The following is a 14,383-nucleotide window of genomic DNA, read 5'->3' as shown; positions in this document are numbered from 1 at the left end:
ACGGTGACCGAGCGGTGTGGTTTGTCGACGGGATCCGAGATCAGATGGCGTGCGGGTAGACCGTCAGCATGTGGGCGCCGAACCAGGAGCTGAGCGCGACCACCGCGGCCAACACCCACAGCTGCGTGAACGGTCGACTGCGGGCGAGTGCGATGGCCGCGGGGATCAGCATCACGAACGCGGGCAGCAACAGTCGCGGACGGCTCATCATCAGACCACTGGAACCGGCGATCGAGATGACCACCAACGTCCCGTAGAGCACCACCGGCCACGGCAGTCGCTCCCAGATGCAGACCGCGACAAGGGCGATCGTGGCGATCATGATCCAGGCCGTCGCCACCACGGCCACCTCGCTCGAGTTGATCAGCGAGTAGTTGATGAACTGCCAGCTCGTCTTGCCCCAGTCGATCTCGGTGCCCCACCCCTGCGTCTGGATGGTGAACCACCCGGTGGGGCTACCGGTCTGGTGCCACACCACCCCGAGGTATCCGAGATAGCCGAGCGGGCTGAGCACGACCGCCGCCCACGCCTTGGGGCCGTCGCGGTGCGCGAGCAGCGCGGCCAGCATCACCACACCGACCAGCACGACCGCGGTCGGACGGGTCAGTCCGGCGAACATCGTCACCACCCCCGCCAGCACCCACCGCTTCTCCAGCACCCCGACCAGCGCCCACACCGCGAGCGAGCAGAACAAGGTCTCGGTGTACGCCATCGACAGCACGACCCCCATGGGTGCGGCCGCGAACAACACCACGAGGATCAGCCCGACGCGGCGCGGGTCGGCGCCGGCGGTCGACGAGCCCACCGCCGATTTCGTCGGGGACGTCGTGGAGTTCAGCCACATCGAGATCCGCGACGAGACGCGCAGGTTGTCGGTGAACCAGCCCGTGGTCGAGTTGCGTCCGGTGAGCCCGGTCCGTTCGGCCATCAGTCGGCAGCAGAGCGCGCCGAGTCGCGCCGCGCCGACCGCACCGATGCACCCGACGACGACGTTGACGGTCATCGCGGCGCCGAACGTGCTGAACCCGGGGATCTTCGCGACCGCGCCCACCAGCATCGGATACCCGGGAAAGAAGGCGTACGGCGTGTTCGCGTCGCGATACCCGTGCGCGTCGGCCTGCGAGAACGGCACACCGCCGTAGCCGTACTGGGCGATGTCGAGCATCCACTTGCCGTCCCATGACGACAGGGCCTCGCGCAGCGACCCGCCGCGCAGGTCGGTGAAACGAGCCAGGACGAGCACCCCGATCAGACGGACTGCGAGGAACAACGCGACCGGCGTCAGCCAGGAGTGGTTGCGTGCGATCACACCCGGCTGCGCCGACGCCGCGGTCACGGTCGGGACGTTCGGGTTCGAACCGTCACTGACGACGGTGTCGGAGGAGCTGCTCGGCACGTCAGCGATCGTAAGCCAGCCGCGCGATCTTCCACCGACCGTGCTCGAAACCCCGGGCCGGTAAGGTGTGGCGAGTCATCGGGTGCCCGATTCACCTGACCTGGCCGTTTGTGTGGTCCACATCACGCGGCCGTGACGATCGATCTGGCATGACGACACAGACGGAGGTAGACCGGCGTGGCACTGGTGGTGCAGAAGTACGGCGGATCATCGGTGGCGTCGGCGGAGCGGATCCGACGCGTCGCCGAACGGATCGTCGCCACCAAGCGGGCCGGCAATGACGTGGTCGTCGTCTGCTCGGCCATGGGCGACACGACCGACGAACTCCTCGACCTCGCGCAGCAGGTGTGTCCATCGCCGCCGGCGCGTGAGATGGACATGCTCCTGACCGCGGGTGAGCGGATCTCGAACGCACTGGTCGCGATGGCCATCAGCTCGATGGGCGCGCACGCGCAGTCGTTCACCGGCTCCCAGGCCGGCGTCATCACCACCAGCAGTCACGGCAAGGCGAAGATCATCGACGTCAACCCGGGCCGCGTCCGCAGCGCGCTCGACGAGGGCAAGATCGTCCTGGTCGCGGGCTTCCAGGGCGTCTCGCAGGAGAGCAAGGACGTCACGACCCTGGGACGCGGTGGTTCCGACACCACCGCCGTCGCACTGGCCGCGGCCCTCGAGGCCGACGTCTGCGAGATCTACACCGACGTCGACGGCATCTACTCGGCCGACCCGCGGATCGTCCCCGACGCCCGCCACCTCAAGACCGTCTCGTTCGAGGAGATGCTCGAACTCGCCGCCTGTGGCGCGAAGGTGCTGATGTTGCGGTGCGTGGAATACGCCCGCCGCTACAACGTTCCCGTACACGTTCGCTCGTCGTACACGACCAAACCCGGAACCATCGTGTCCGGCTCGATGGAGGACATCCCCGTGGAAGAAGCAATCCTCACCGGCGTCGCGCACGACCGGAGCGAAGCCAAGATCACCGTCGTCGGTCTCGACGACAAGCCGGGCTACGCGGCGCAGGTGTTCCGTGCCGTCGCCGACGCCGAGATCAACATCGACATGGTCCTGCAGGGCGTGTCGAAGGTGGACACCGGCAAGACCGACATCACCTTCACCCTTCCGCGCGAGCTCGGACCCGTCGCGGTCGAGAAGCTGATGAAGCTCAAGAGCGCCATCGGTTTCTCCGAGGTCCTCTACGACGACCACATCGGCAAGGTGTCGCTCGTCGGTGCCGGCATGAAGAGCCACCCCGGCGTCACGGCGACCTTCTGCGAGGCGTTGAGCGAGGCCGGGATCAACATCGAGCTGATCTCGACGTCGGAGATCCGGATCTCCGTGCTGTGCCGCGACACCGAGCTCGACGACGCCGTGCGCGCGCTGCACTCGGCGTTCGAACTCGGCGGCGACGAGGTCGCCACCGTCCACGGCGGAACGGGGCGATAAGCGATGGGACTGCGAATCGGAGTCGTCGGCGCGACCGGTCAGGTCGGTGCCGTCATGCGCACACTGCTCGTCGAGCGCGGGTTCCCGGCCGACGAGGTGCGGTTTTTCGCCTCGTCGCGCTCGGCGGGTAAGAAGCTGCCGTTCGGTGACACCGAGATCACCGTCGAGGACACCGCCACCGCCGATCCCACCGGCCTCGACATCGCCCTGTTCTCCGCAGGCGCCACGATGTCGCGCGAGCAGGCACCGCGGTTCGCCGCCGCCGGCGTCACCGTCATCGACAACTCGTCGGCATGGCGCAAGGACCCGGATGTCCCGCTGATCGTGTCCGAGGTCAACGGGGCGCTCGCGCACAACCCGCCCAAGGGCATCATCGCGAACCCGAACTGCACGACGATGGCCGCGATGCCGGTGCTCAAGCCGTTGCACTCCGAGGCGGGGCTGCGGCGCCTGATCATCTCGTCGTATCAGGCGGTGTCCGGTAGCGGGCTCGCCGGCGTCGAGGAGCTCGCCGGGCAGTTGCGCGCCGGTATCGACGACGTCGAGAAGCTCGTCCACGACGGGTCGGCGATCACCGGACCCGCACCGGTCAAGTACGTCGCCCCGATCGCCCACAACGTGATCCCGCTGGCCGGGGCCATCGTCGACGACGGATCGTTCGAGACCGACGAGGACCAGAAGCTGCGCAACGAGTCGCGCAAGATCCTCGACATCCCCGAGCTGCTCGTCAGCGGGACCTGCGTGCGCGTGCCGGTGTTCACCGGTCACTCGCTGTCGATCAACGCCGAGTTCGACCGGCCGCTGTCGGTCGAGCGCGCCCAGGAGATCCTGTCCGCCGCCGTCGGTGTCCGCCTGGTCGACGTCCCGACACCGCGCGCCGCGGCCGGGATCGACGAGTCGCTCGTCGGACGGATCCGTGTCGACGAGGGCGCTCCGGCCGGACACGGTCTCGCGCTGTTCGTGGCGGGCGACAACCTGCGCAAGGGCGCGGCGTTGAACACCATCCAGATCGCCGAACTCCTCGTCTGAGCAGGGCTGGTGGCGGTATCTCGCGATGGTGAGACACTGGTCACGTGAGTACCCCGCAGCGCCCCGACGGTGACGACCGCGTCCCGTCCCTCGCCGAACTCGACGCGATGGACCTGGCCGAGATCGAAGCCGGTCGGACCTCGGCCGACAAGGACCTCAAACCGTCCGGCGACGCCGGACCGATCCCGCGTGCGCTGCACCATGCGCGCGTGCTGTGGATCGGCGGCGCCATCGCCGGATTGGCGTCGTTCGCCTACGGCTTCCTCAACCTGGGCACGGTCTCCGATGCGCTGCGTCAGCGGCTCGAGGAGGGCGTTGCCGTCGACCCACAGAATTCCGCGGCTCCCAACCAGATCGGGTCGCTGGCCTCGACGATCCCGCCGGTCCTGCTCGTCCTGATCGTGGTCCTGCTCGCCATCCAGTACCCGCTGCTGATGGCGATCTCGCGGCACAACAGCCGCAACTGCCGCAGCTTCTACGTGACCGCCGTACTGGTGATGTTGGCGTCCATCCCCATCGGGATGGACCTGCTGTTCGACTACCCCGAAGTCTCCGTCGTCATCCGGGTCCTCGGGTGGGTGCAGTTCGCCCTCCTGCTGCTGTCGGCGCTGTTCACCCTGCGTCGCAGCGTGAACGTGTGGCTGCCGGCGACGATGAAGTTCATGCCCGGACAGACCCTGCGCCCCGGCAAGCGCTACCGCTGACTCACAGCGCGCGCAACGCTGCGATCAGCCCGGATTCGTCGACGCGCGTGCTGCGCCCGTCGGCCACGACGACCTCGCCGCCCACCAGGACGGTGTCGACGATGGTCGGGCTCCCCGTCGTCAGGATGGATGCGCCGGGGTCGGTGACCGGCAGCGTCGCGTAGTCGCGGTCGAAACGGATCAATGTGAGGTCGGCCGGCGCGCCGACCGTCACCCCGCCCGCCACCTCGGGCCGCCCGATGGTGGCGTTGACCCCGCCGCAGGCCATGTCGAGCATCTCGTCGAAACCCAGCAGGTCCGCCCGGCGATGCGTCGCCCGCTGCAGATACGACGCGATCCGGAACGTCTCCAGCATGTTCTGTGTGTCGTTGCTCGCGGCACCGTCCACGCCGAGTCCGACGCGCAGACCCTCGGTGAGCATGGCGGGAACCGGCGCGACGCCGCTGCCGAGTCGCATGTTGGACAGCGGGTTGTGGGAGATCCCCACGCCGTGGTCGCGGAGGACCGCGCGATCGCGGTCGGACACCTCGACGCAGTGCACCGCGAGCAGACGGTCCCACAGGAAGTCGCCGCCTGCGAGGTAGTCGACCGCGCCGACTCCGGCATGCTCGCGACACATGGTGTCGTCGGTGAGCGTCTCCAACAGATGGATCGACACCGCCATGGAACGGTCGGTCGCGAACGAGCGCAACGCTGCCATCCCGTCGCCGGTGAGGGAGCGGGGATTCGGTACCGCCGCGGCCATCGTGATCGCCGAACCGCCCACCGCAGAACGCAGCTCGTCGATGTGGTCGAGCACGTCGGGCAGAGGCTGCATCAGCGTCGGCTCGAAACCCCACCTGCGGGTGGCGTCGGGTCGATCGGCGACGCCACGCCCCAGGACCGCCCGGATGCCGGTGTCACGGAGACCGCGGATCACGGCCTCGTGCACCGCGGTCGACGGGTGCGGCCACATGTGTTCCACGAGGGTGGTGGTGCCCGACCGCAAGGCCTCCGACGACGCGGCGACCGTGGCGAGATAGGCGCGCTCGGGTGTGATGGCGACGGATCTCTCGCCCACGGCGAGCAACCACTCGAGCAGTGGGGTGCACTCGGCGACGCCCCGCATGAGCGATTGCTGCAGATGCGTGTGGGTGTTGACGAACCCGGGGATCACGTGGGCGCCCGGCGCCGTGACGGTCGTGGCGGTCCGCGTCCCCGTCGGCTCGACGGCGACGACGTTCCCGGTGTCGTCGATGATGATGTCGCAGTGCGGTTCCCACGCCCCGCCGGTGAAGACGGTGGCGTCGGGGACGATGCGTGTCACCGCGCTCATCCTGCGAAGTTGGCGGCGATGCGCCTGCGCAGGTATTCGGCCGCGGTGATGGGCTCGTAGCGGCCCGCCGGTCCCTCGATCACGACATCGGCGTTGGCCTGGGCGAAGAAGGCGATCGTGTGTCGTGGCCCCCGGTACTCGTCGCGACGCGGCGCGCGCACGCGGTGGAAGTTCGACGGCAGCAGGTCGTCGGACCACCGCATCAGCATGTCCCCGATGTTGCAGGTGATCGCGTCGTCGGACGGCTCGACGGATGTCCAGGCCCCGGTGCCGACCTCGGCGCCGGGGAGGACCTGCAGACCGCCCTGACCGGACCGCTGGAACAGGAGGGTGAGTGCGTCGAAATCCGTGTGGGCACCCGCGCGCCAGATCTCCGGTCGGTCGAGCAGGTCGTCGGGGAACGCGTAGTAGTGCAGCAGGCGCAGTGTGCTCTGGTACCCGGGGTCGGCCGGATCGTGGGCGCGGGTGAAGAAGTCCCGGTCGAAGCCGAGGCGGTCGGCGAAGCAGCTGAGCAGGTCCATCGCGATCTGACGGCACCGCGCCTCGAACGACTCGATCGTCGCGCGGAAGCCGTCGAGTTCGGCGTCGGAGGGCCACAGGTCCGCCATCCGGGGCAGGGTGACCTGATACGACTCCTTCTGGTCGGGAGTGCCCACCGACGGCCGTACCTGGGACCGGAACTCCCAGCCCGCGTTGGTGCCCGGACGCAGCGGATACGCCGCCTTGATGTGCTCGGGGAGAGCGAAGAACCGCTCCGACATCGCGAACACGTGGTCCAGGGTCGCGGCGTCGATTCCGTGGTCGACGACCTGGAAGAACCCGATGTCGGTTGCCGCTGACCACAATTGGTCGGTGATCTCGGATCGTCGGTGCTCGAGATCGCGGAGACTGATACGGCGGATCTCGCGGGTGTCGGTCTCGGTGCCGAGTCCACCCATCTGCGATTCGCGGTCCAGTTCGGCCATCTCGTGGGCGGGTGCAACGTGCGCGGGTTCGATGTGTGACATGACGGATGTCTCTTCCAGGGTGTGAGGCCGGATGCGCTTTTCGACGCGACAGACGTGACTGTGTCGCGGACGCGAACGGTGGGACCCGGCCCACCGCTACACGCGGCCTCTGCTCGGAAGGATAGGACAGCGACCGGCCGGCCGCGACTCGAACCGTTCGGCATCGTGCACATAGACGAATGACTCCAATAACTGGAACTATTCCAGTATTGGGGTTAGTGTGGGTTCATGACCGCGACGATGGCACCCCACGAGCAGCTCCGCGCTGCGGGTCTCCGTGTCACCGCAGCCCGGTTGGCCACACTGGAGATCCTCGGCGAGCATCCGCACTCGACCGCCGAATTCGTGGCGTCGGGAGTGCGTGAGCGGCTCGGCGGTGTCTCCATCCAGACCGTCTACGACGTGCTGCGCGTCTGCGCCACGCACGGTCTGCTCCGCAAGATCGAACCGGCGGGGTCACCCGTGCGGTACGAGACGCGTACCGGTGACAACCACCACCACCTCGTCTGCCGGAACTGCGGGCGCATCGTCGACATCGACTGCGTCGTCGGGGCCAGCCCGTGTCTCGACCACGACGACGACCACGGCTTCGTCGTCGACGAGGCAGAAGTGACTTTCTGGGGTGTGTGCAACAGCTGCCGCACAACCCTCCCGAACGACCAGTAGTCGAACAACCACACAAGAGGAGAACAGCCCATGGCTCCCAACACCACCACGAACACCGGTATCCCGGTCGCCAGTGACGACCAGTCGCTGACCGCGGGCCCGCAGGGACCGATCCTGCTCCACGACCACTACCTCATCGAGAAGATGGCGCAGTTCAACCGCGAGCGGGTCCCCGAGCGGGTCGTCCACGCCAAGGGTGGCGGCGCGTTCGGCGAACTCGAGATCACCCACGACATCTCGCGCTACACCAAGGCCAAGGTGCTGCAGCAGGGGTCGAAGACCGAAGCGCTGGCACGTTTCTCGACCGTCGCCGGCGAGCAGGGCAGCCCCGACACCTGGCGCGACCCGCGCGGTTTCGCGCTGAAGTTCTACACCGAGGACGGCAACTGGGACCTCGTCGGCAACAACACGCCGATCTTCTTCGTCAAGGACCCGATCAAGTTCCAGGACTTCATCCGCTCGCAGAAGCGGCTGCCGGGATCGGCGCTGCGCGACCACAACATGCAGTGGGATTTCTGGACCCTCAGCCCGGAGAGCGCGCACCAGGTCACCTGGCTGATGGGTGATCGCGGCATCCCGAAGACGTGGCGCAACATGGACGGCTTCGGATCGCACACCTACCAGACGGTCAACGAAGCGGGAGAACGCTTCTGGGTGAAGTTCCACTTCAAGACCGACCAGGGTATCGATTTCCTGACGCAGGACGAGGCGGACACCCTCGCGGGTAGCAGCCCCGACCACCACCGTCAGGATCTCTACGAGACCATCGATTCCGGTGACTTCCCCAGCTGGAGCTTCAAGATCCAGGTCATGCCGGTCGACGAGGCGGAGGGTTACAAGGTCAACCCCTTCGACCTCACCAAGGTCTGGTCGCAGAAGGACTACCCGCTGATCGACGTCGGCACGCTGACCCTGAACCGCAACCCGCAGAACTTCTTCAACGACATCGAGCAGTCGTCGTTCGAGCCGTCCAACCTCGTTCCGGGGATCGGCTACTCGCCGGACAAGATGCTCCTCGGTCGCGTGTTCAGCTACGCCGACGCGCACCGCTACCGCATCGGCACGAACTACTCGCAGCTGCCGGTGAACTACGCGAAGAACGCGACGATCAACTCCTACTCCAAGGAGGGGTCGATGTCGTACCGGTCCAACAGCCCGGAGACGCCGGTGTACGCACCGAACTCCTACGGCGGACCGCACGCATCCGAGCAGGCCGCGGGCGACGAGGGCATGTGGGCCTTCGACGGCCAGGCGGTGCGGGCCGGTTACATCGAGCACCCCGAGGACGACGACTTCACGCAGGCCGGGACGCTGGTCCGTGAGGTCCTCGACGACGACGCCCGAGATCGTCTGGTGGACAACATCGTCGGTCACGTCCTCGACGGTGTGAAGGAGCCGGTGCTCTCGCGGGTGTTCGAGTACTGGACCAACGTCGACCCCGATCTGGGCAAAAAGGTCGAGGCGGGCGTTCGGGACGGTCAGCAGAGCTGACAGATGTACGGCTCACGGTCGGAACACTTCCCGGCCGTGAGTCGTTGTTCCTCACGAGCCGCGTGCCCGTCGCGTGGCAACCGTTCGACCGCCGAAAGGAAGGCACCATGAGCATCGACACCGTCTACACCATCACGTCCAAGGCCACCGGAGGAGGACGTGACGGTCAGGTCTACTCCGACACCGGTCAGATCGATCTCGATCTGCGTCCGCCGAAGGAGATGGGCGGCAGCGGTGAGGGCAGCAACCCCGAGGAGCTCTTCTCGGCCGGTTACGCAGCCTGCTTCCTGGGTGCACTCCGCGCGACCGCGGAGAAGTCGGGCGTCACGCCTCCCGAGGGCACCGAGGTCAAGGTGACCATCGGCATCGGCAAGGACTCCGCCGACGGCGGCTTCGGTCTGACCGCCGCGATCGACGTCACCCTGCCGGGTCTCGATCAGGAGACCGCGGATAAGGTCGCCGAGACCGCCCACGGCTTCTGCCCGTACTCGAAGGCGACCAAGGGCAACATCGACCAGAAGGTCACCGCGCACGTCTGATCTCTGACGCGCACGCATGACGAGAGTGTGCGTTCCCGGCGCCTCCCACGAGTGGGGAGACCATCGCCGGGAGCGCACACTTTCGGCGTCTGTGGGGGCGGCGGTAGCGTGAGTCGGTGACCGACCCCGACGCGCCGACCGCTGCTCCGCTGCACCGTCAGTGGCGATCGATGATGTCGGTGTTCGTCGGCGGTGTGGTCGGAACCCTGGTCCGGTACGCAGCCGAGAAGGCCTACCCCGTGGCCGCAGGCGGGTGGCCATGGGCGACCTTCGCTGTCAACTGCGCCGGGACCCTGATTCTGGGTGCGCTGATCGCCGGGCTCACGGCCATCGGCCCCGACACCGGGTGGCGCCTACGAACCCGACTGCTGCTCGGGGTCGGTTTCTGCGGATCGCTCACCACCTACAGCGCGTTCGCTCTGGAATCCGATCGCCTGCTCGCGCGCGGTGACGTGGGTGTCGGTCTCGGTTATGTCGTCGGAACCGTTGCCGCCGGACTGGTCTGCGCTGCAGTCGGATACGTCGTGGGGCGGGGCGTTGGCAATCGGGTGGGCGCCCGGTGATCGCGGTCCTGGTCGCGGTGGCGGGCGCGCTGGGTGCGGTGCTGCGGCTCGTCGTCGACGGGGAGTGCAAGCGCCGCTTCGGCTGGTCGACGCCGTGGCAGACGGCGATCATCAACGTCAGCGGTTCGTTCCTGCTCGGTGTGCTGGCCGGCCTGGTGACCGGCGCGGGCGTCGGCGCCGACTGGCAGGTGGTGCTGGGCACCGGGTTCTGTGGCGGCTACACGACCTTCAGCACCGCGAGTGTCGAGACCGTCGGCCTGCTGCGCGCTCATCGCCCGGTGGCGGCGGTGGCCTACGCCGGTGTGTCGCTGGTCATCTCGCTCGCCGCCTGCGCCGCCGGTCTGGGTCTTGTCGACGCCCTCGCCTGACCCCAGTTGGGCACCTGACGCCATCGGTTGGGCATCTCGGGCCATCGGTTGGGCATCTGGGGCCAGCGGTCCATGGTTACGTGCCCAACTGCGGTGGTTACGTGCCCAACTGGCGGGCTATTGCTGGTTCTGGGCGATCTGCGCCTGCGCACGGGCGAGGATGCGCTGTACCCCGGCCTGCGACAACCCGGGGATCTGCGTCTCGATGGCGCGCACGACGTCGTTGTCGTTCAACACCTTCTCGCTCGACTGGATGAGAACCGTTCCGGCGCCGGTGAAGTCGAACTGTTGCTCTTCGCCGCTTCCTGCGCCCATCATCGCCGCACCGGCGGCCATGAACCCGCTGATCCAGCTCTGGTCGTAGTGGTGACTCGGGGACGGGCAGTCGGCCCACCCCACCAACGACTCGGGGTCCACGCGCACCGGCGGCTCGGCGAACATCACCGGTCCGTTCGACGAGGCCAGGAACTTGCCGGTGCCGATGAGGGTGAGATAGCCGGGGACGATCGACTGGTTGAGGTGCAGCCCGGGTTCGAAGGCGAGGAGATTCGCCGACCGGACGGTCAGGTTGCCGTCCTCGAGGTCGAACGAGTTGATGTCGTATCCGCGGTCGCCGATGATCAACGTCCCCTGCCCCTCGGCGACGACGTAGTCGGCCATGTACATCGGTGCGCTGATCGTCCCGGCCAGCGCGGAGAGCGCGCTCGTCTGCAGGCTCTGCATCAGCGTGCGGAACTGCATCTGGCCGTAGTAGGCGATCATCGCCCCGCGTGACATGATCCACGGCTTGTCCAGGGTGATGTAGTACGCGTAGGTGTTGCCCGGGATGTTGTCGGTACCGGGCAGCGAGCCCGGGTTCAGGATCTCGCTCACAGCTTCTCCTCCGATGCCTGCACGTAGACGATGCCGTCGCCGAGGCAGTGCAGCTGCATGGCCTCGCCCGCGCCGCGTCCGACGGCGTCGCGCCAGCTCATGGCCGACTTCAGTTGCGTCTGAACGTTTCCCAGCGTCCCCACGAAAGCCTGCGGATCCACGACGACCGGGTCGGGCCCACCGACGCGGAGTTCCATCACCTCGCCGTGCGCGAGCAGGACGACCGCGCCCTGGCCCTGCAGCTGGGTGGTGAACAGGCCGTTGCCGGTCAGTGCGCCGGTGGCCGCGCCGCGCAGGCCACGCATCAGACCACCGCCACCGCCGGAGGACTGCGCCTGGATCGACACGATCGAGGCCTGCAGTCCGGCGGTGTGCGCGAGCATCCGGGATGCGTCGACGGTCACCGACCCGCCCTGCGGCATGTCGATGACGTGGACGGCCAGCCCGGCGAACCCGTAGTGCACGTCGCCCATGCCCTGGGCGAGCATCGTCTTCTCCTGCTCACCCCGCAGCATCCGCCCGGCCATCCCGGCCAACGCACCCATTCCCGCTGCGCCCCCACCCATCTGGGCCGCGCCGGGGATCATATGCGGCGAGAAGTGCACGTCGCCGGTGTAGAACAGCATCGCGCCCTTGCGCGCGACGACACCACCGGCCTGATGGACGTTGACCTTGACGACCTTGCTGTTGATCTGCTCGAAGACCATGACGCACTCACCGTTCCGCCGGCTGGATGGACACGACCCCGGAGCCCTGCCAGCGCAGCGAGAACGCCTCGCCGCCGCCTGCGCCGACCATGTCGCGCCAGCTGACATCGGTGACGAACGACTGCTGCAGTTGGCCTTTGGCCGAGACGAACGCGTCGGGGTCGACCACCAGCGGCAGGTTCGGGTTCACCTCGAGGTGGATCAGCGGTCCGCCCGCCGACAGCAGCGCGACCTGCCCGACGCCGGTGACCGTGGTGGTGAACAACCCCTGACCGCTGCTCATCCCGCCGAGGCCGGCGAACGTGACGTTGGTCTGCAGATTGCCTGCCATGGCGAGCAGTTGCTGCGACTCGACCTGGATGGTCTCGTTGTTCAGCTGCAGCACGCTGACGTACTGCCCGTTGACGGCCAGGTGCACCACCCCGGATCCGCTGCACTCCATCAGCGACAGACTCTCGCCGGTGGCGCGCTGCTTGAGGCCGGCCAGGACGCCGGAGCCGCCGCCGAAACCGGCCGACTTGAACGCCACCGTGCCCTGATAGGCCACCATCGACCCGGAGATGGCCCGAACCGAACTGTTGCCGAGACGCGCCTCGACGATCCGTTTCGAATGCTCGACCAGCTCGCCCATCGCTGCTCCTGACGTCCGCCGCGCTCGGTGATGTTCGATACACCGTATTTCGAGGACATCGTAGAAGCATCTCCCTGCTCGTGGAGGTCAACGGTGCATTTCGGGCCGTACACGGCCACCAGAGGGACTTGACCGAGCGCTTGGTCGGATACCGGTACGGTGGCTGGCGTGAACAGCTCAGTGGTGGTGGCCGTCGGGATCGTGGCGACGGTGGTGGCGATCGTCGGGTACGTCGGATATCGACGGCAGGAGGGCTCGCGTCTCGATCGCGAGGCGGCGCTCGCGTCCCGGCTGCGTGATCTGGCCGGGGGCGATCCGGTCCGACTGGCCGCGGTCGACGAGTTCGAGACGCGGATCTACCAGCGACTTTTCGGGGTGTCGACGGTGTCGCCGCGCGTGACCGCGGCCGCCTGGGCGTTCCTGGGCGCGGTGTTGTCGACGGTCGGTCTGCTGGCGGCCGAGCCCGTCGACGGAGCGCTTTATGACGTCGTGTTCTACCTGCTGGTCGCGTTCGCGGTGATCTTCGCGATCGCGTTCCTCGTGCTCCTGGTGCTCGCCGTGTACGCCGCGACGAGTCTGCCCCGGATCTCTTTCGAGGACCCCTACGCCGACGATCCCCAGTCGACGAGCTCCGACCCCGCGTCGACGGGCTCGGCCGAGACCGACTGATCCGGGCACCCGAAACGGCGCCGATAGGCGGTCGGTGACACACCGACTGCGGCGCTGAAGTGGTGGCGGAGCAGGGTGGCGGATCCGAATCCGACGCGTGCCGCCACGTCCTCGATACCGATGTCGTTCGACTCCAACAGGTTTCGGGCGTGGAGGACCCGCTGTTCGGTGAGCCAGCGGTGCGGGCTGGTCCCCACCTCGTCGGCGAAGCGCCGCGCGAAGGTGCGGGCCGACATGTGCGCCCGCCGGGCGAGGTCACCGACGGTGATGTCGGTGTCGAGGTTCTCCAGCATCCAGGTGAGCACGGCCCCGAAGCCGTCGGTGGAGCAGTCCGGGACGGGTGCGGCGACGTACTGCCGCTGTCCTCCGTCGCGATGGGGCGGCACCACCATCCGCCGGGCGATCGCGTTGGCCACGGCCGGTCCGTGTTCTTCGCGCACCAGGTGCAGGCAGGCGTCGATCCCCGCCGCGGTCCCCGCGCTGGTGATCACCGGGTACTCGTCGACGAACAGCACGTCGGTGTCGACGATGGTGTCGGGGAAGGCCGCGGCGAGCGCCGCCCCGTGCTTCCAGTGCGTCGTGCACCGCTTGCCGTCGAGCAGGCCGGTCGCCGCGATGAGGAACGCGCCGGTGCACACCGACAGCAGACGGCCACCGCGGGCGACGACCTCGAGCAGCGTCGCGACCACGTCGTGGAGGTGTTCGCTCTCGGCCGGCCCGCCCGGGATCGCGACGAGATCAGCGCCCAGCGCCGCCGACAGTGGGTGGGGCGCGATCACGAACGCACCGTTACCGCTGTTCAGCGGTACGCCGGGGGTGGGGGAGCAGATCAGCAACTCGAACGGCGGGACACCGTCGTCGGTGCGGTCGAGGCCGAAGACCTCGTGGATGACGCCGTACTCGAACAGGGCCACCGGTTCTTGGACGATCACCGCGACGGTTCTCAACATGACCTCAGTGTGGCAGAAACTTTGTCATCAAT

General features: G+C 67.8%; 16 protein-coding genes. 9 read left to right on the top strand and 7 right to left on the bottom strand.

Going from position 1 to position 14,383, the window contains the following annotated elements:
* Positions 1 to 40: 40 nt before the first annotated feature.
* The gene (locus LX13_RS07410) at positions 41 to 1,396 is read right to left on the bottom strand and encodes a glycosyltransferase family 39 protein (protein ID WP_253660709.1); all 1,356 of its coding nucleotides are present in this window, start codon (positions 1,394 to 1,396) and stop codon (positions 41 to 43) included.
* Between the two features lie 177 nt (positions 1,397 to 1,573).
* On the opposite strand from LX13_RS07410, the gene LX13_RS07405 reads away from it, so the two are divergent.
* The 3 genes from LX13_RS07405 to LX13_RS07395 are packed head-to-tail and all read left to right on the top strand — an operon-like array spanning position 1,574 to position 4,572.
* Positions 1,574 to 2,839 carry an aspartate kinase gene (locus LX13_RS07405; RefSeq protein ID WP_253660708.1) on the top strand — a complete coding sequence of 422 codons (1,266 nt, stop codon included), beginning with the start codon at positions 1,574 to 1,576 and terminating at the stop codon, positions 2,837 to 2,839.
* A 3-nt stretch (positions 2,840 to 2,842) separates the two neighbouring features.
* Positions 2,843 to 3,868, top strand: coding sequence for an aspartate-semialdehyde dehydrogenase (locus tag LX13_RS07400; protein WP_253660707.1), 1,026 nt, complete (start codon positions 2,843 to 2,845; stop codon positions 3,866 to 3,868).
* Positions 3,869 to 3,912: 44 nt separating this feature from the next.
* On the top strand, positions 3,913 to 4,572 hold the full coding sequence (locus tag LX13_RS07395) for a hypothetical protein (protein ID WP_253660706.1): 660 nt from the start codon (positions 3,913 to 3,915) through the stop codon (positions 4,570 to 4,572).
* Between the two features lies 1 nt (position 4,573).
* On the opposite strand, the gene LX13_RS07390 is transcribed toward LX13_RS07395, so the two are convergent.
* Positions 4,574 to 5,887, bottom strand: coding sequence for an amidohydrolase family protein (locus LX13_RS07390; RefSeq protein ID WP_253660705.1), 1,314 nt, complete (start codon positions 5,885 to 5,887; stop codon positions 4,574 to 4,576).
* A complete protein-coding gene (locus LX13_RS07385; protein WP_253660704.1) occupies positions 5,884 to 6,894 on the bottom strand; it encodes an isopenicillin N synthase family dioxygenase in 1,011 nt (336 codons plus the stop codon). Before LX13_RS07385 ends, LX13_RS07390 begins: the two co-directional genes overlap by 4 nt.
* A 228-nt stretch (positions 6,895 to 7,122) precedes the next feature.
* Here LX13_RS07385 and LX13_RS07380 point away from each other — a divergent pair, with 228 nt between their 5' ends.
* From LX13_RS07380 to crcB, 5 genes are all read left to right on the top strand, one after another.
* Entirely contained in the window at positions 7,123 to 7,560 is a 438-nt protein-coding gene (locus LX13_RS07380; protein WP_253660703.1) for a Fur family transcriptional regulator, read from the top strand.
* Between the two features lie 30 nt (positions 7,561 to 7,590).
* Positions 7,591 to 9,051: a catalase gene (locus tag LX13_RS07375; protein WP_253660702.1), complete on the top strand. Its 1,461-nt coding sequence runs from the start codon at positions 7,591 to 7,593 to the stop codon at positions 9,049 to 9,051.
* A gap of 107 nt (positions 9,052 to 9,158) precedes the next feature.
* Entirely contained in the window at positions 9,159 to 9,590 is a 432-nt protein-coding gene (locus LX13_RS07370; RefSeq protein ID WP_253660701.1) for an organic hydroperoxide resistance protein, read from the top strand.
* Between the two features lie 116 nt (positions 9,591 to 9,706).
* Positions 9,707 to 10,153 (top strand): FluC/FEX family fluoride channel, encoded by a 447-nt coding sequence (locus LX13_RS07365; protein WP_253660700.1) that lies wholly within the window; start codon positions 9,707 to 9,709, stop codon positions 10,151 to 10,153.
* On the top strand, positions 10,150 to 10,521 hold the full coding sequence (gene crcB / locus LX13_RS07360) for a fluoride efflux transporter CrcB (protein ID WP_253660699.1): 372 nt from the start codon (positions 10,150 to 10,152) through the stop codon (positions 10,519 to 10,521). The genes LX13_RS07365 and crcB overlap by 4 nt, the downstream gene beginning before the upstream one ends.
* A gap of 117 nt (positions 10,522 to 10,638) precedes the next feature.
* Here the strand turns inward: crcB and LX13_RS07355 are convergent, their stop codons facing one another.
* The 3 genes from LX13_RS07355 to LX13_RS07345 are packed head-to-tail and all read right to left on the bottom strand — an operon-like array spanning position 10,639 to position 12,732.
* Positions 10,639 to 11,394, bottom strand: a complete 756-nt coding sequence (locus LX13_RS07355; RefSeq protein ID WP_253660698.1) for an AIM24 family protein — start codon at positions 11,392 to 11,394, stop codon at positions 10,639 to 10,641.
* Positions 11,391 to 12,101 carry an AIM24 family protein gene (locus LX13_RS07350; protein ID WP_253660697.1) on the bottom strand — a complete coding sequence of 237 codons (711 nt, stop codon included), beginning with the start codon at positions 12,099 to 12,101 and terminating at the stop codon, positions 11,391 to 11,393. Before LX13_RS07350 ends, LX13_RS07355 begins: the two co-directional genes overlap by 4 nt.
* 7 nt (positions 12,102 to 12,108) lie before the next feature.
* Positions 12,109 to 12,732, bottom strand: coding sequence for an AIM24 family protein (locus tag LX13_RS07345; protein WP_253660696.1), 624 nt, complete (start codon positions 12,730 to 12,732; stop codon positions 12,109 to 12,111).
* 168 nt (positions 12,733 to 12,900) lie between these two features.
* Between LX13_RS07345 and LX13_RS07340 the strand changes: the two genes are divergently transcribed.
* The gene (locus LX13_RS07340; protein ID WP_253660695.1) at positions 12,901 to 13,401 is read left to right on the top strand and encodes a hypothetical protein; all 501 of its coding nucleotides are present in this window, start codon (positions 12,901 to 12,903) and stop codon (positions 13,399 to 13,401) included.
* Here the strand turns inward: LX13_RS07340 and LX13_RS07335 are convergent.
* Positions 13,335 to 14,351, bottom strand: coding sequence for a GlxA family transcriptional regulator (locus LX13_RS07335; RefSeq protein ID WP_253660694.1), 1,017 nt, complete (start codon positions 14,349 to 14,351; stop codon positions 13,335 to 13,337). The two genes, LX13_RS07340 and LX13_RS07335, sit on opposite strands and share 67 nt — an antisense overlap.
* Positions 14,352 to 14,383 lie beyond the last annotated feature (32 nt).

The sequence above is a fragment of the Williamsia maris genome (assembly GCF_024171815.1).
GTDB lineage: Bacteria > Actinomycetota > Actinomycetes > Mycobacteriales > Mycobacteriaceae > Williamsia_A > Williamsia_A maris.
This window is presented reverse-complemented; position numbering and strand designations above follow the sequence as displayed.